17 protein-coding genes are annotated in these 15,354 nt (G+C 40.5%); 8 read left to right on the top strand and 9 right to left on the bottom strand.

Annotation, left to right across the window (positions count from 1 at the left end):
• Nucleotides 1-30 precede the first annotated feature (30 nt).
• Nucleotides 31-1,521 (bottom strand): S41 family peptidase, encoded by a 1,491-nt coding sequence (locus GUA46_RS09340; RefSeq protein ID WP_176620261.1) that lies wholly within the window; start codon nt 1,519-1,521, stop codon nt 31-33.
• A gap of 211 nt (nt 1,522-1,732) precedes the next feature.
• Between GUA46_RS09340 and GUA46_RS09335 the strand changes: the two genes are divergently transcribed.
• From GUA46_RS09335 to GUA46_RS09315, 5 genes are all read left to right on the top strand, one after another.
• Complete coding sequence (locus GUA46_RS09335; RefSeq protein WP_176620260.1) at nt 1,733-2,242, top strand: RNA polymerase sigma factor; 510 nt, start codon at nt 1,733-1,735, stop codon at nt 2,240-2,242.
• The gene (locus GUA46_RS09330; RefSeq protein WP_176620259.1) at nt 2,229-2,663 is read left to right on the top strand and encodes a hypothetical protein; all 435 of its coding nucleotides are present in this window, start codon (nt 2,229-2,231) and stop codon (nt 2,661-2,663) included. Before GUA46_RS09335 ends, GUA46_RS09330 begins: the two co-directional genes overlap by 14 nt.
• A 14-nt stretch (nt 2,664-2,677) precedes the next feature.
• A complete protein-coding gene (locus GUA46_RS09325) occupies nt 2,678-3,217 on the top strand; it encodes a DUF4252 domain-containing protein (protein WP_108244653.1) in 540 nt (179 codons plus the stop codon).
• A 113-nt stretch (nt 3,218-3,330) separates the two neighbouring features.
• Complete coding sequence (locus GUA46_RS09320; protein WP_176620258.1) at nt 3,331-3,870, top strand: DUF4252 domain-containing protein; 540 nt, start codon at nt 3,331-3,333, stop codon at nt 3,868-3,870.
• Between the two features lie 138 nt (nt 3,871-4,008).
• A complete protein-coding gene (locus GUA46_RS09315; RefSeq protein WP_176620257.1) occupies nt 4,009-4,824 on the top strand; it encodes a mechanosensitive ion channel family protein in 816 nt (271 codons plus the stop codon).
• 75 nt (nt 4,825-4,899) lie between these two features.
• Here GUA46_RS09315 and purB read toward each other — a convergent pair whose 3' ends face one another.
• From purB to GUA46_RS09275, 8 genes are all read right to left on the bottom strand, one after another.
• A complete protein-coding gene (gene purB, locus GUA46_RS09310; RefSeq protein WP_176620256.1) occupies nt 4,900-6,243 on the bottom strand; it encodes an adenylosuccinate lyase in 1,344 nt (447 codons plus the stop codon).
• Nucleotides 6,244-6,289: 46 nt separating this feature from the next.
• Nucleotides 6,290-6,862 (bottom strand): adenylosuccinate lyase, encoded by a 573-nt coding sequence (locus GUA46_RS09305; protein ID WP_176620255.1) that lies wholly within the window; start codon nt 6,860-6,862, stop codon nt 6,290-6,292.
• Nucleotides 6,859-7,554: an SIR2 family NAD-dependent protein deacylase gene (locus GUA46_RS09300; protein ID WP_176620254.1), complete on the bottom strand. Its 696-nt coding sequence runs from the start codon at nt 7,552-7,554 to the stop codon at nt 6,859-6,861. The genes GUA46_RS09305 and GUA46_RS09300 overlap by 4 nt, the downstream gene beginning before the upstream one ends.
• A gap of 21 nt (nt 7,555-7,575) precedes the next feature.
• Nucleotides 7,576-8,331 carry a DJ-1/PfpI family protein gene (locus tag GUA46_RS09295; RefSeq protein WP_176620253.1) on the bottom strand — a complete coding sequence of 252 codons (756 nt, stop codon included), beginning with the start codon at nt 8,329-8,331 and terminating at the stop codon, nt 7,576-7,578.
• Between the two features lie 231 nt (nt 8,332-8,562).
• A complete protein-coding gene (locus GUA46_RS09290; RefSeq protein WP_176620252.1) occupies nt 8,563-10,320 on the bottom strand; it encodes an FAD/NAD(P)-binding protein in 1,758 nt (585 codons plus the stop codon).
• Between the two features lie 40 nt (nt 10,321-10,360).
• The gene (locus GUA46_RS09285) at nt 10,361-10,810 is read right to left on the bottom strand and encodes a DUF305 domain-containing protein (protein ID WP_218109535.1); all 450 of its coding nucleotides are present in this window, start codon (nt 10,808-10,810) and stop codon (nt 10,361-10,363) included.
• An 82-nt stretch (nt 10,811-10,892) separates the two neighbouring features.
• Nucleotides 10,893-11,900, bottom strand: a complete 1,008-nt coding sequence (locus GUA46_RS09280) for a glycoside hydrolase family 43 protein (protein ID WP_176620251.1) — start codon at nt 11,898-11,900, stop codon at nt 10,893-10,895.
• Between the two features lie 66 nt (nt 11,901-11,966).
• Nucleotides 11,967-13,649: a CocE/NonD family hydrolase gene (locus tag GUA46_RS09275; RefSeq protein ID WP_176620250.1), complete on the bottom strand. Its 1,683-nt coding sequence runs from the start codon at nt 13,647-13,649 to the stop codon at nt 11,967-11,969.
• Nucleotides 13,650-13,743: 94 nt separating this feature from the next.
• Here GUA46_RS09275 and GUA46_RS09270 point away from each other — a divergent pair, with 94 nt between their 5' ends.
• From GUA46_RS09270 to GUA46_RS09260, 3 genes are read left to right on the top strand one after another with little or no spacing between them, the layout of a single operon-like run.
• On the top strand, nt 13,744-14,397 hold the full coding sequence (locus GUA46_RS09270; RefSeq protein ID WP_108244664.1) for a TrmH family RNA methyltransferase: 654 nt from the start codon (nt 13,744-13,746) through the stop codon (nt 14,395-14,397).
• A gap of 44 nt (nt 14,398-14,441) precedes the next feature.
• On the top strand, nt 14,442-14,969 hold the full coding sequence (locus GUA46_RS09265) for an SRPBCC family protein (RefSeq protein ID WP_108244665.1): 528 nt from the start codon (nt 14,442-14,444) through the stop codon (nt 14,967-14,969).
• 3 nt (nt 14,970-14,972) lie between these two features.
• On the top strand, nt 14,973-15,353 hold the full coding sequence (locus tag GUA46_RS09260; RefSeq protein ID WP_176620249.1) for a VOC family protein: 381 nt from the start codon (nt 14,973-14,975) through the stop codon (nt 15,351-15,353).
• Nucleotide 15,354 lies beyond the last annotated feature (1 nt).

Below are 15,354 nucleotides of genomic sequence, written 5' to 3'. Positions count from 1 at the left end.
AGAAAAGCGGCCAATCGGCCGCTTTTTTAATTACTTGTTAAATTTCAATGGCTTGTCCAAATACATATTGTCTTTCATGGGAGTGTGCAACCTAGATGAGGTAAAAGACTCAGCAGGCATTTCCACAGTAAAGTCGATTTTCGCAGAACCACCAGAAATTTCTTGAAGGGCCCGGGCCAAAAGCGGTTCGTTTGCATCGCCTAAAATACCAAGATCGGTCAAATCTTCACTTAGGGCAATATCTGGGGCCAGACCGCTGGTGTAATCAGAAAATCCATCCGCATTTTCGTTTCTACCTACCAATGGCTGTAATCCCCAAGAGTTATTCGGGTTGATACGGTTTTCACGATTGCTGCTATAAACAAAAGAATTCCCAGGGTCGTCCACCAAAGTAATCGAGAATTCATTTTTACCACTGGTAACCTCTCCAATATGAATTACCTCCATGTATGGGTCAAGTCCGTTCATTACAAGCTCACTGGCAGATGCGGAATCGTTTGTGGCGAGTACAAAAACTCTGTTTAAATTCAGTGTGTTGATAGCTGATTCTCCAGTAGTATTGGCAAAGTAATCTGTTAGGAACTCTTCCTCCAATTGTGCTTGAACCTTGTCGTTCCAACGTTGCTTTACATATACATCGCTGGTATTGGTACCATATATCATGCTGGCCAAAAGGCGAGAAGTATTTACAGACCCACCGGAGTTGTAGCGAACGTCCAAAACAAGTTCAGTAGCTCCGTCAGCCTTAAATTTGGCAAAAGCAGCATTTAAATCTTCATCAAAGCTGCTCAAGAACCTGTTGTACATCAAATAGGCGACCTTAGTGCCATTAACGTCCAAAGTTTCAGCAACCAAGATAGGATTTTCTATTTGATTCTCTATTTTAGTAAGCGACACTTCTTTACTGCTATCGGAAATAACACCGTTTTCAACAGTGGCCATGCCAAGGGTATAGCTGCTATTTTCTCCATATAGTAAACTTATATAATTACTAACAGTAAGTTGAACACCATCAACCCGGGTAAAAAATTCGCCTCGGGATATATCCTTTGTGGATGCATCTGAATCGGGCCATATATACTGAACAAAACCAAAAACATCATTGGATTCGCCTATAATGCCTAAACCAAACTCCACTCCATTGCTTTGTGATATTCCAGAAAGGCTGTTCACCAATACGTTATAATCCTCATTTTCAAAACTAAAACGATCAATGGCAGCATCTTCCCCAACTATTCTTTCATGATCATTGCAAATACTGAAATAAAAATTTCTCGGATCGGGGTAAGATTCCAAAAAAGCTGTGTACTCGGCGTTCGATGCAAATCTGTCGTCAGCCAAGTCTGGAACATCGCCCTGCCAAAAATACCATAGGTTCATAGCTTGCCACATAAAGTTCTGAGCAGCAACATCTGCAGTTGGGTCCGGGTCGGGTGTAGGTCCGTTTTCGATTCCATCATCATCACTACATGACATAAGCAATACGGACAGTCCTAAAAATAGGAAGCAATACTTTTTCATAGCTTAAATTTTACTGAATTTACTCAAATTTTGTTCCAAATTGGTAGTTGGTGTAGGTTGATCGAGTAAAATTACATGGCGATACATATAAATTTGCCCTGCAAAATAGGCAGATTAGAACAGATGGCAAATTTTTTGTAACAAATTTCGATATGTATCGTCTGGATAGTGTAGGTCTGTATTAACGGCACAAAAAACAACTAAGACACAAATGAAACAAACAGAATTTTTAAATGTGGTATTGCCCTTTCAGGACAAACTGTACAGGCTCGCAAAGCGGCTGTTGGTTTCCAGGGAAGAAGCGGAAGACGCCACTCAAGAAATTTTGTTGAAGCTTTGGTCTAAGAACGAGTCCATGTCAAAGTACAAAAATGTAGAGGCCTTTGCCATGACGATGACCAAAAACTTTTGTTTGGACCGTTTAAAGTCCAAACAAGCGGGAAACCTAAAATTAGTTCACAGTAACTACAGCGATGAAAACACCTCCCTACAGAAACAATTGGAGGCCGAGGACAGCATAAGTTGGATGGAACGGATTATGAAAGGACTGCCAGAACAACAAAAAATGATATTGCAGCTACGGGATGTGGAGCAATATGAGTTCGACGAGATATGTGAACTCTTGGACATGAAACCCACAGCAGTGCGCGTGGCACTATCGAGGGCTAGAAAAACAGTAAGGGAGGAATTAATAAAAAAACACAGCTATGGAATTGGGTAACATAGAAAAAATATTGGAAAAGTATTTCGAGGCCACTGCGACAGTGGAGGAAGAAAGAACACTTAGGGAGTATTTTGCACAAGACGAGGTCGCACCTCACTTGGAACAGTACAGGCCCATGTTCAGTTACTTTTCCATGGCGAAGGAAGAAAAATACACCAAGCAGGTTCCATTAAAACCTAGAGTAAACTATTACAAGTGGCTATCCGTTGCGGCGGCAGTAGTTTTGACCTTCGGTATTTATTTTGGTAATCAGTACCAAGAAACAAAACGTTTGGAGGAACAAAAAGCGGAATACGCTTACCAAGAAACCAAAAAGGCTTTTGAACTCTTAGCGGAGAATTTTAACAAGGGCACAGAAAAGGTGGCCTATCTAAAAGAGTTTGAAGAAGCAAAAGAGAAAATTTACAACAACAATTAAAAAAACGAAACAAGATGAAGAAGTATATTTTAATCGCAGTAATGGCAGCTTTGCCTTTGACCGGGTTTTCACAATCCCTTTTTGACAAGTTCGAAGATTTGGATGAGGTCACATCCGTAGTGGTGAACAAAAGCATGTTCAATCTGCTCGCAAAAATCGATGTGGAGGTGGATGACCCCGAAGCACAGGACTTTATGGATATTGCAAGTAGCTTAAAAAGTTTGAAGGTGTTTACTACAGAGGACAAAAAAATAGGTAGTGACATGAAATCTTCTGTGGATAGTTATCTAAGGTCTTCTAAAATGGAAGAATTGATGCGAGTAAAGGACAAGGATGCCAATGTGAAATTCTACATTAAAGAAGGACGTGATGCCGATCATGTGAGCGAACTGCTTATGTTCGTGACCGGTTTGGGCGATGTTGAGGCTAACGGCAGAAAGTTCGAAACGGTGATTTTATCACTTACAGGGGATATTGACCTGAACAAAATTGGCTCATTGACCAAAAAGATGAACTTGCCCGAAGAGCTTAACGAAGCTGGCAAGAAGAATTAATCACACTTCGATTGGCAATAATCGGTAGGGAATTGTAACAAAACACAGAAACTCCCAACTTATTATTGTCAATCGATTTTTAGATTTCAGAATCAATCAAAAACATAGAAAAGATGAAACAGATCATTAAAACCATGTTGGTGGCCGGGGCGGTACTTTTCGCTTCATGTGCTTCTCAGCCAAGTTTACAGGAATATTATGTGGACAATTCGGAGAATCCTAACTTTCTTTCCATAGATGTTCCGGCAAGTATTTTAAAGCTTAACGAGGAGGAATTGAACCCAACGCAAAAGGAAGCTATCGAATCCCTCCGAAAGTTCAACCTATTGGCTTTTAAAAAGAATGCTGAGAACCAGGTCGAATATGAATCGGAAAAGAAAAAAGTGCGCGAGATACTCAAGGGAGGCGATTTTGTGGAGTTGATGAAAATCAATTCAAAATACGGCAAGGGAGTCATTAAGTATTTGGGTGATGAAGATGCCATTGATGAGGTAATCATCTATGGGGATAGTGAAGATAAAGGCTTTGCTCTGGTACGAGTGCTTGGCAAGAATATGAACCCAGCACACATTATCCAATTGATGCAGGCCATTCAAAAATCCGACTACAAAGGAGAAGGGCTCGGCGAAATAGGAGATTTTCTAAAAGGCTAGGATTTATCAAAATATAAAGTTTTGAAGGGCGACATTTGTCGCCCTTTTTGTTTATGGAATGTTTTGAACGAATAAACGAGTGACCTAGTTTAGTATCTTAGTGTCTCATTATAAGAAAACTAACAAAACCAAAACATCATGGAGAAAGCACAAGAATGGTTCGATTACGGAGTTGAGCTGGCAAAAGAATTTGGCCCTAAGCTCGTTACCGCGCTCATCATATATTTGGTGGGCATGTGGGCGGTAAATAAAATAATCAAGACGACCCGTAGGATAATGTCCAAAAGCAAGTACGATCAGTCCCTGCAAAAATTCCTGTTGAACCTGTTCTCTTGGGCGTTAAAGGTATTCTTGATCATCATCGTGATTTCACGTTTGGGTGTGGATGTCACTACGTTTGCCGCAGTAATAGCGGCCGCGGGCCTTGCCATTGGCCTTGCTTTGCAAGGTTCTCTCTCCAATTTTGCGGGAGGTGTGCTCATTATGATCTTTAAACCCTATAAAATCGGTGACCTCATCGAAGCACAAGATGTATTGGGCAAAGTAAAAGGTATTGAAATATTTACCACAAAATTGGTGACACCCCAAAACAGGTTAGCCATTGTTCCCAATGGAGCCATGGCCAATGGGAATATTATCAATTACACCGCGGAAGGTAAAATGCGGGTCGATACCGTAATAGGTGTGGGGTATGATGAGGATATTAAAAAAACAAAAGAGGTGTTGTTAAAGGTGTTGACCTCAAACGATAAAGTACTTAAAGACCCAGCGCCTTCCGTAAATGTCCTGGAATTGGCGGATAGCTCCGTGAACTTTGCTGTTCGTCCCTTCTGCAAGCCAGAAGATTACTGGGATGTCTACTTTACGACCTATGAAAACTGCAAGATTGCTCTGGACGAAGCGGGCATTGAAATTCCTTATCCGCATCAAGTGGAAATCCATAAACAAGGATAAATTTTGTGTCCATGGATTCGTTTCTGGTCTCACTAAATAAGAATTCCTGATTTTACAGGAACAAACAACAAAAACCTAAACCCCAGTATAATTCGCTGGGGTAATTTGTTTCAACTCAGTTTTAATATCACCGGAAACCTCCAAGGTTTCAATAAAATCGGCAATTGATTTTTGGTTGATTTTCTCGTTGGTACGTGTCAAACCTTTTAAAGCCTCATATGGGTTGGGATAGCCTTCCCTTCTTAAAATGGTCTGAATGGCTTCTGCAACTACGGCCCAGTTATCCTCTAAATCTTGTTCAAATTTAGCCTGGTTCAATACCAACTTGTTCAAACCTTTTAAAGTGGATTGAAACCCAACAATGGTATGGGCAAAAGGCACTCCAACATTACGAAGCACTGTACTGTCCGTAAGGTCTCGTTGCAATCTTGAGATGGGCAATTTTGCCGATAAATGCTCAAAAATTGCATTGGCCAGTCCAAGGTTACCTTCGGAATTTTCAAAATCGATAGGGTTTACCTTGTGCGGCATGGCTGATGAGCCGACTTCTCCCTTTTTGATTTTCTGTTTGAAGTAATCCATGGATATGTAGGTCCAAAAATCCCTGTCCAAATCAATCAAAATCGTGTTGATGCGCTTGAGGCAATCAAACAAAGCGGCCATATGGTCGTAATGTTCAATTTGCGTGGTTGGGAAGGAATGGTGCAATCCTAGTTTTTCCTGAACAAACTGTTTGCCAAATATCCTCCAATCGTTGTTGGGATAGGCAACTTTGTGTGCGTTGTAGTTTCCAGTGGCACCGCCAAATTTTGCGGCACTTGGTATGTCGTTCAATAAATTGAACTGTTCCTTGAAACGCTCCACAAAAACCTCGATTTCTTTGCCCAAACGGGTAGGGGAGGCAGGTTGACCATGCGTTCTGGCCAACATTGGGATGTTTTCCCATTCTGTGGCAAGTGCTTTCAATTTCTCAAATACATCCAGATAGGAGGGTATATATACATCGTTTATGGCCTCTTTTATGGATAGTGGAATGGCCGTATTGTTAATATCTTGCGATGTCAGTCCAAAGTGGATGAACTCCTTATATTTTTGAAGGTTTAAATCATCAAACTTTTGTTTGATGAAGTATTCCACCGCTTTGACATCGTGGTTGGTGGTTTTTTCTATATCCTTGATGGCCTGTGCATCTTCCGTAGAAAACTCTTGGTAGATTTTCTGTAGCTCCGGGAATAACGCCGTATTAAAATCAGCCAACTGTGGTAAAGGAATCTCGCAAAGCGCGATAAAATACTCAATCTCTACCAGTACACGGTATTTGATAAGGGCTTCTTCCGAAAAATAGTCTTTTAAGGCTTTGGTCTTGTTTCTATATCTACCGTCAATCGGCGAAATGGCGTTTAGTTGTGTCAGCGACATGGTCCAGAAAATTTTGAAAGGGTCAAAGATACTTAAACAATGCGGTTTAGACACCCAATTTGCCCAACTTATCCAGAGTTTTTTTTGCTCGGTTTTGGTATCCAATGGTTCCTGTAGCATAGCTTTCTTCCAGGACTAGTTTGAGTTCGGGGTGAATCCAATCAAATTTTAAACCCAGATAGAACAAGCTGGTCATGGAAAATACCTTGGGTGCCATGTTCGTGGGGCCAATAAGCCAATCAAAGCAAGCGGTCATTATTTTTTCCAAGTGGTCATTGGTCATATTTTGAACAAACTCTGGATTCTTTTTTTTGAAATAGGCCTCACATAACATTTCGCACACATGGGCGATGGATCGGATACAGGATTCGGATTTTAATTCTGAAAGGCCATTGACGAAGTCATCCATAAACGGAAGGATAAGGTTCAGTTTTTTTCGCATCAAGTGGTCAAAGGTCCAACTGGCATTGAACGTACCCTCTTTGTCCTCAATCAAAACCTTCTGATAAAGCACTTTGGCCAACAGGGGCTCATCTTCCAATTGAAGGACCAACCCATCAATTTGCTGTTTGGAAATTCTTCCTGAATTTAAAGCTATATGAAGCTGCTCCCGGGTCATGTATTGCGGTTAAGTTGGCTTACGAGCTCGGGAATTCCAGTGGAGGCTGTTTTCGGTATTACAGTAAGGTTATCAAAATCTACAGACCTGATATTGGGTTTGGGGTCAATAAAGTATATTGGTGTTTGTTTTGGCGCATAATGAATCAAACTTGCCGCAGGGTAGACCTGCATTGAAGTGCCCACGATAATCAAAACCTCTGCTTGTTGGGTAATCTCGGTAGCAGTTTCCAACATAGGGACCATTTCACCAAACCATACGATATGTGGTCGCAATTGATGGCCATTATCGTCCAAATCCCCCAAAATCAAATCTTTTTTCCAATCCAGAACATGGTTTTCATTCACTGTGCTTCGAACCTTGAACAATTCCCCGTGTAAGTGTACTACGTGGGAGCTACCAGCCTGTTCATGGAGGTTGTCCACATTTTGGGTAACGATGCTCACATCAAAACGTTGCTCCAGTTCTGCCAGGGATAAATGTCCCCTGTTCGGAGAAACATCCAATAATTGTCGTCTTCGTTGATTGTAAAATTCAAGAACGAGTTCCGGATTTTTGGCAAACCCTTGTGGAGAGGCAACCTCCATTACATCATGCCCTTCCCAAAGCCCGTTTTCATCACGAAAGGTCTTAAGCCCACTTTCGGCGCTCATTCCTGCTCCTGTGAGTACTACAATTTTTGGTTTGGACATATTTTTGGCTTTTTTTCAAAACTAGTCTTCTTTCCAGTTTTGAAGACGGTCCAAATATAAATAGCTTTCAACAAATGCCCGATGCTCATTACTAGTCATCGTTTCCAAAAGATTCAATGCCGATATATAACTGGCCAAATTACCATTGGAGGAGTAAAACTTACCATCTTTTACAAAAGTTACCAAACTATCGTTCTGAACTTTTAGGTTGGGATAATCCTTTTGAAGTTGTTCACCACCACCTATCCAAGTTACAATTTTCTTGCCGTCCGCAATTCCGGACTTGCCAATGAGCTGCGCCCCGGCACAATTACTTACGGTGTATTGGGTTTCTTCATTTTTTCTTTTGATGAATTCCACAATTTTTTCATTGTGTACTTGAGCATACATATCGTAGGCACTGGGAACAAACAATGCGGTCAATTTAGGACAATTGTCAAACGTATAATCCGGAACAAAATGCATACCCTCCTCGGTGGTTATCGGGTTTTCTGTCTCGGCTATTGTGATTACGTTAAAGAGTTGTTCTCCATCTGCTGTCGGTTTTGCAAATACGTCAGAGGTTGCTACAACTTCACTTTGAAGCACTCCGTTATACATTAAAAGTCCAATGGTGGGCAAGTCTTCTTTGAATGGTTTTAGGTGTTTGGTCAATGTATCCGATTGGATTGTGGTGGACTGATTTTCGGATTCTTCGCCATTAACTGAGTTTTTTGACTTATTGGTATTACAGCTAGAAAGTAAAACAGCGAGCAATAGAACCAGAGGAGTTTTCATATATCTATTTTGATTGGGTTTAATTTATCTGTCACAAAGCTACCTATCAAAACCTGAATAAAAATTAAACTGGTTTAAGAACATTTTAGAAAAGTATAAATTTTTTAAAATCTGCATGCGGTGTCCAAATAAGCTCCATCAAATTTTTGAATGATTTTCGTGGATTCAGGCTTTTTGTTGGATACATTTTGATTTGCATGAAGTTTCAGCCTTACCAAATCTACCAGCTTTTTATCCGTTATCTTCCGATTTTTGCATTTGAATCCATGCACTATGATTATTTGCAGCTTGTTCCGCCCACTGTGTGATTCGCGGCCCAAAACATTCCAGTATCGCATCCACACCAATAACAGTCCCTTTGGCCAACCGACCTAGTAACGCAATGGGCAAGGTGTTCTCGGAGGAGTCCAATACATACCCGTGATTATCCGTTACAACACCTAGTTCGTCATGAACCGCTTGTATCATCCCGTCCGAAAGCATATTTCTTACTAAGGAAGATGTTACTTCCTTAATTTTGGGCTGGTCCAGAACTGAGTCAACCATAATGTTGGCGGTTATTAACTTGTTGGAATTTGCTAATCTCCAACCTTCATTTACCATTTCAATTTTTGGATTGTTCACAAAATCCAAATTCAACACTCCGGCCTTATTTAAAGCAATCAATTGTTGAATAGCCTCCACAGGTGGTCCGTAGGAATACCTTTTTGTAGATTCATCCAACATTACAATCTCGGCAAACACATTGTCCGAGCATGCATTGTAAGAAAGTTGTTTGTACATCGAAGGTTGGCAATGCCGCCAAACCTGTCCAATGCAAAAATCCAAACTGATTGCTTGCTGGCCAGTGGCCATGTCCACAAATAGGTTCATCATGGAATCTACAGATTCGTTTTGGGACACAATAGCAGGGTCATTCAAAGTAGGATTTTGTAACCAATTTTTAATGATGCTTTCTATTCTGGGTTGTTCAAGTTGTTGTGGGTTGATACTCTTTGGCAGTTTCAAGAAAATCTCAGCAGCAATCGGGGCGAATGCATCAAGCAGAAAATCAATATTCTCAGCGGTTTTCTGTGTCTTTCTGTTTCCGATTAGGATTTCAAAATTTTCCAATTGAGTTGCCGAAGGTGCAAACCAATCGTCTATTTTTTTATTTAAGGGTTTTGGAACGGGAGGTAGGCCATCCAACGAAAAAGGAACCAATAGATTTTTAATCTTTTGGGTCGGAACATAGGTGCATTTCCGGGTTTTTTCGTTCTCGATTTGAAAATCGCCAAATTCTTTACCGATTCGCCTCCCCACATCAATCATGGTAAGGCCAAAACCTCTTATGGCGACAACACTTTTCGAATCAAGATGTTTACATGATAGGATATTAGAAAGAGGATAGGTGTCTTGGAAGAGACTGATTCCGTTGTGGTTGTCTACATGATCCTTCCATTCGGCAAGTTGTTCGGAAATTTTGGTGGGTTGATGCCCAATTGTTAGCAAAATTTCGTCAAAATCACTGTAGATATTATTGCTTGTACAAATGTTGATTTTATTGTTTTCTACGAATTGAAGCTCATGCACTTCTTCGATATGTAAGGTGGCGTATCCTTTTTCTACTAAGGGGTCAATTAGCGAGCAGAACCTTTGATTTAGATATTTACCGATTTTACGGCGAGGAGGATAGGCATCAACTTCCTTGGATATATTATGGTCTATCCAGTCATGATAGGAAGGGAACGCAGGAACGGACAATCCTTTTTCATTGATTTCTTTTCTTTCATCGAGTTCCAAGATGCGCTCGGTGATGTTTATCCAATTGGAACCGGATTGGGCGGTGTCGTACACATGACCATCACCAAAATTCCCGGAGGCCTCAAAGAGGGTAAAATTGAGGTTTTTAAAACTATTTTTCTTAATTAATTGAGCGACCAAGCACTCCAAGGCGTGTCCACCCCGTGGACCAACGCCTATTATTCCAAGGTTGCGTTTATCGGCCATTTAGTTTCTACCAACTTTTAGATATATTTTATATTAGTTGTTATTCATTTTCAAGGCGTTTGATCATCAATTTCATTTCCTTGATCTCTTTTCTTTGTGCTTCAATAATTTCTTGGGCCAATTGTTTTACTTCGGGGTTTTTGAGCTCAGCCCTGGTACTCGTCAAAATGGCTATGGAATGATGGGGAATCATAGCCTTCATCCACTTAACATCTTCAATGGGAACTTGTTTTCTTACCAAATATGTGGAAACAGACATCAGTATTAAGCTGCCCAGAACAATCGTTAGATTTTTCGTTTTGTTCGAATACATGTTTTTCATGAACAAGAACATAATAATGGCCATACCTCCTATACCAATAAAAGTCATGTACATTCTTGTCCAACTAAAAAAAACATGGCTCAGTTCATAGGTGTTGAAATACATGGTGATGTACATTGATATAGCCGAGCAGATAAGCATCAATGTAAATTTGGTATAATTTTTCATATCAATTTTATTGAGTTGTTTTACAATCCTTTCCTGTGAAAGATTTTACCTTTCCTCCACCAATAAAACTGATATTAACCAATTAGTTTGCCCCTATTCCCTCGAAAGTTATCTTAATCGGTTTTATAGTGCCATCTGGATTGAATTCCATTTTGTCCATACAGGTTACGCGATGGTCACGGTCTATGTTAGGAATGGGCCTGCGGTGATAGACTATGATCCATTCATCCGTTCCCGGTTTATTGATTACGGAATGGTGCCCTGCACCCGTGGCGATATCTCCTTCCTTTGTTTCCAAGACGGTGCCGATACGATTGTAGGGCCCCGTTGGCTTATCTGCCATAGCGTAGGCCACTTTGTAACTTCCATCGGTCCAGTTTCCTTCGGACCACATAAAATAATACATACCATTGCGCAGAAACATAAACGGACCTTCCACATAACCTTCTGGGGTGATTTCCTTGAACAAATTGCCATCTTCCCATGGCTCAAAGCCTGTGAAATCCTCGTTGAGTATTCCTAAGTTGCAATGGCTCCATCCACCGTAGAAGAAATAATGGGTGCCATCCACATCTTTAAAGACAAATTGGTCGATGGGTTGTGCATCGTTGTAAAAGTCAGAAATCAATGGCTCACCCAAATGATCTTCAAAAGGTCCGGCAGGGTTATCCGCAACGGCCACACCAATGCCTCCATAATGGTTGATGTCGTTATTGGGGTCGTAGGAGCTTCTTCCGGGCCGTTGAATGTCGTTGGCACCAAAGAACAGGTAGTACTTGCTATCTTTTTCAATGATTGAAGGAGCCCAAAGTGCCTGTCTCAACCATTTGATTTTGGTTGTGTCCAAAATACGTTCGTGCTTTTCCCAATTCACTAAATCTTTTGAGGAAAAGGCATCAAAATGAAGTTGCTTATCGTAATCATCCGAAAAGGTGGGGTAAACCCAGTAGGTATCCCCGAACACGATTCCTTCGGGGTCGGCATACCAGCCATCAAAAATTGGGTTGTTGCCTTTTTGTTCTTGATTTTGGGCTGTTATTGGAAAGGTTAATACAGCAAGGAGTGTGGTTAGAATAATTCTGAGGTGCATGGTTGTTTTTTAATATTTATAAGTACTACTAGTGATTTTCTTGTTTGTTGTTTGTCAACTGGGTCTTTAATGATTTTTCCACACGGGGAGTTTTATGTAACTATCATTATGCCAGTCTATTTGCAATGGTTCATGCGCATCTTTTATGGTTTCTTCCGAAACAGGTTTACCGGAACCGTAGTTTATAATCTCAAAAGGGTGTTTGTTAATATTAAGCAATATAACAAGTTGGCTGCCTTTACCAATTTTTTTACTTACAAATCGTGTATTGGCAAAAGCTATATTTTCTTTTTGATAGGGAACCAAAAGGTTCCTTTTTGTAGGGTCTTGAGAATAACTTGCCCTACCGACATAACGTGTAATAAAAAAGTAATTTCCATTTGGCATTAGCTCGTACAGGGCCAAAGAAACATCCATATCCTTTTTGTTTATGGTTACGGACAAGTTTCCGCTAAATGAGCCATTTATAGAAAATTCTGTTTCAAAAGGTAAGGTTTTGAAGATAAGTCCCCCGCTTGCATCAAGAGAATCAAAAATAATTTGAGGCGTGTAATAGTTATTTTGATTTTCTCTATCGGCAAAGTCCACGGTTTGTTTTTTGAATGACTTCTTCTGTGGTTTCTGGGTATTCAAAGAAGTATCATCCAAATAAAGTGTCAAGGTATCGTTGTTTATTTTTCCCAAGGAAGGCGCATGTTTCCAGAGATTGGTTTCCATTACCTGGTAGTTTATCCTGTCCTTTAAAATTTCTGGCTTGGTTTTGCCCTTTAAAATATAATCCAGCCAGCTATATGCCAATTCCATCATATTGATGTTGGCCACGCTATCGATTTTATAGCCCATCAGGTCTTGGGATGGTTTTCGTTGGGCGCCCCAATGATCATATGGGCCTATCACCAAATAGTGTTCAGGATTTATATTGTACTTATTATGATTTTTAAAGTACTGGAGAGCCCCGACTTGTGAGTCATCATAGTAGCCGGTTGTCGTTAAAATGGGTATGTCGATATTGGCATATTCTTCTGGTGTAGGTACCATGGATTGCCAGTACTCATCGTATGCTGGGTGTGATAACCACTTTTGAAAAATATGATTTTTATATCCGGCCAAGCTGTCTATGCTTTTAAAAGCAATGCCGCTTTCAAACCATTCAAAAGGCAGACTTCTTCTTATAGGCTCCTTTTTGTAGATATTGGCATGGGGCCAGTAGAGGCCTAGATTCATTTGTACGTTGTTTTCCATGGGAGTGTCGTACCCCGGCATCACAGCTACTTGTGGAACAATGGTTTTTAATGCAGGGTGGGGGCTCTTCATGGCTGCCCACTGCGAAAAACCGGTGTAGCTTCCGCCGTACATACCAACATCTCCATTGCACCACGGTTGCTTGCTTATCCATTCAATGATGTCATAAATATCTGTAGCTTCATGTTCATAAGGCGCATAATTCTTTACATCCGTCCTTATTCCACGTGCATAGGCAACCACACCAACATATTCCTTGTCCGCAGATAGTTTAGCAAAGTATTGGTCCGATTCCCCCTGGTGATAAGTGGTGTAAAATAGTATTGCGGGCAGAGGCGTCTTGTTCTTTTTGTTTTGGACTATTGTTGCAGAAATATCAATATAGTCACGGGTTGGTATGGATACGCTGTCCTGAATATTGTAAACATTGTTGTTTTGTATCGAATTTTGGGCAAATATTGCAGAGAAACCGCAAAGGAAAATCAGGATAAATATGAGTTTTCTCATTAAGTTTTTAATGCTTGTCAATTAATGGCAGAACCTAAGATAGCAATTCCATCTTTCAAGAAATAGAAATTCCAATTTTTCCTATCTTGGTTTTATGTTTGATGATGATTTGTTGACATATCTGGAAACTTACCTCACAGAAGAACGCAAACAACGTTTTTTGGATGTTCTTCAACAACGAACGCGACATATTACCATTGCAGTTGAAGATGTGTATCAACTACACAATACCAGTGCCATTCTACGCAGCTGTGATGCCTTTGGCGTGCAGGACCTTCATGTGGTAGAAAATCGTTTTGGCAAACGTTTGGACAAGAATATTGCCATGGGAGCCGAACAATGGGTGGATGTGTATCGTTATAAAACGGTTACGGATTGTATTTCTACATTGAGGGAAGATGGTTATCGAATTATCGCTACCACGCCCCACAACGATTCCACATTGCTTCCCGATTTTTTTCCGAAACAAAAATGCGCCATCTTTTTTGGAACTGAGAGAAAGGGATTGTCCGAAGAGGTTATGCAACAAGCAGATGGGTTTTTAAAAATCCCGATGGTGGGCTTTTCGGAGAGTTTGAATGTTTCCGTATCCGCAGCTATCATCATACAGCAACTGGCCCAAAAAGTGCGGAATTCCCATGTGGATTGGCAATTATCTGATATAGAGATGCTTGAAAAACGGTTGGATTGGACCAAAAAATCGATAAAGGACGTCAATGGTATCATAAAAAGATATCTGGTAGAGTAAATTATTTTTGTACTTTTAGTTGTTAATCAATCAATTACGTAATTATGTTAGTCCTTTATATTATCGTAGCGGTACTGGCCTTGGTACTTCTGCTGGCCGCCATTGCACCAAAAAACTATAATGTTTCCCGTTCCATCGAAATTAAACGGCCCAAAAATGTTGTTTTTGAATATCTCAAATCTTTAAAAAATCAGGATAAGTGGTCGCCATGGGGAAAACGTGACCCCAATATGCATCAGGAATTTACAGGAACAGATGGTCAAGTGGGTGCAATTAGCTATTGGAAAGGGAATAAAGAAGTAGGAGAAGGGGAGCAGGAAATAACCAAAATTGTTGAAGGCAAACGTATTGAAACCGAACTCAGGTTTTTAAAGCCGTTTAAATCCACATCGGATGCTTATATAGAAACCGTAGAGGTCGGCAGTGATAGAACCAAGGTTATCTGGGGTTTTTCAGGAAAGAATGTATTCCCAATGAGTATTATGATGCTGTTCATGAGCATGGATAAGGCCGTGGGAAAGGATTTTGAAGAAGGATTGGCAAGTTTGAAAGAAATTTTAGAAAGCAATTGAGTTATGGAATACAATATGGTTGGTTGGTTCGAGATTCCGGTTGCAGATATGGAACGAGCCAAAACGTTTTATGAAGCCGTTTTTAAGGTAGAGATAAGTTTACAGGATTTTGGGGGCACAAAAATGGGCTGGTTTCCTGCGGATCATGGAAAACCTGGGGCTGCAGGTTCGTTAATCCAAAACAAGGATTGGTACAAACCCAGTGATAGTGTGGGAACATTGATATACTTTAATAGCTTGGATGTTCAGAACGAACTTGACCGTATTGAACAGAACGGCGGAAAAATTGTTCAGTCCAAGACCCAAATAAACAAGGAAATAGGTTATATGGCCGTGTTTTTGGATTCAGAGGGCAATCGAATTGCACTTCATTCTAGACAATAAA

Origin of the sequence: Flagellimonas chongwuensis (assembly GCF_013376415.1) — a bacterium.
In the GTDB taxonomy this organism is placed as follows: domain Bacteria; phylum Bacteroidota; class Bacteroidia; order Flavobacteriales; family Flavobacteriaceae; genus Flagellimonas; species Flagellimonas chongwuensis.
Note: the sequence above shows the minus strand (reverse complement) of the source record. Positions and strands in the feature narration are given on the sequence as shown.

Bases quoted from the DNA above. Each gene is read 5' to 3' on its own strand.
- GUA46_RS09335 (WP_176620260.1), top strand. From the start codon at position 1,733: ATGAAACAAACAGAATTTTTAAATGTGGTATTGCCCTTTCAGGACAAA.
- GUA46_RS09270 (WP_108244664.1), top strand. From the start codon at position 13,744: ATGTTTGATGATGATTTGTTGACATATCTGGAAACTTACCTCACAGAA.
- GUA46_RS09280 (WP_176620251.1), bottom strand. From the start codon at position 11,900: ATGCACCTCAGAATTATTCTAACCACACTCCTTGCTGTATTAACCTTT.
- GUA46_RS09325 (WP_108244653.1), top strand. From the start codon at position 2,678: ATGAAGAAGTATATTTTAATCGCAGTAATGGCAGCTTTGCCTTTGACC.
- GUA46_RS09290 (WP_176620252.1), bottom strand. From the start codon at position 10,320: ATGGCCGATAAACGCAACCTTGGAATAATAGGCGTTGGTCCACGGGGT.
- GUA46_RS09285 (WP_218109535.1), bottom strand. From the start codon at position 10,810: ATGAAAAATTATACCAAATTTACATTGATGCTTATCTGCTCGGCTATA.
- GUA46_RS09275 (WP_176620250.1), bottom strand. From the start codon at position 13,649: ATGAGAAAACTCATATTTATCCTGATTTTCCTTTGCGGTTTCTCTGCA.
- GUA46_RS09330 (WP_176620259.1), top strand. From the start codon at position 2,229: ATGGAATTGGGTAACATAGAAAAAATATTGGAAAAGTATTTCGAGGCC.
- GUA46_RS09265 (WP_108244665.1), top strand. From the start codon at position 14,442: ATGTTAGTCCTTTATATTATCGTAGCGGTACTGGCCTTGGTACTTCTG.
- GUA46_RS09320 (WP_176620258.1), top strand. From the start codon at position 3,331: ATGAAACAGATCATTAAAACCATGTTGGTGGCCGGGGCGGTACTTTTC.
- GUA46_RS09295 (WP_176620253.1), bottom strand. From the start codon at position 8,331: ATGAAAACTCCTCTGGTTCTATTGCTCGCTGTTTTACTTTCTAGCTGT.
- GUA46_RS09315 (WP_176620257.1), top strand. From the start codon at position 4,009: ATGGAGAAAGCACAAGAATGGTTCGATTACGGAGTTGAGCTGGCAAAA.
- GUA46_RS09305 (WP_176620255.1), bottom strand. From the start codon at position 6,862: ATGACCCGGGAGCAGCTTCATATAGCTTTAAATTCAGGAAGAATTTCC.
- purB (WP_176620256.1), bottom strand. From the start codon at position 6,243: ATGTCGCTGACACAACTAAACGCCATTTCGCCGATTGACGGTAGATAT.
- GUA46_RS09340 (WP_176620261.1), bottom strand. From the start codon at position 1,521: ATGAAAAAGTATTGCTTCCTATTTTTAGGACTGTCCGTATTGCTTATG.
- GUA46_RS09300 (WP_176620254.1), bottom strand. From the start codon at position 7,554: ATGTCCAAACCAAAAATTGTAGTACTCACAGGAGCAGGAATGAGCGCC.
- GUA46_RS09260 (WP_176620249.1), top strand. From the start codon at position 14,973: ATGGAATACAATATGGTTGGTTGGTTCGAGATTCCGGTTGCAGATATG.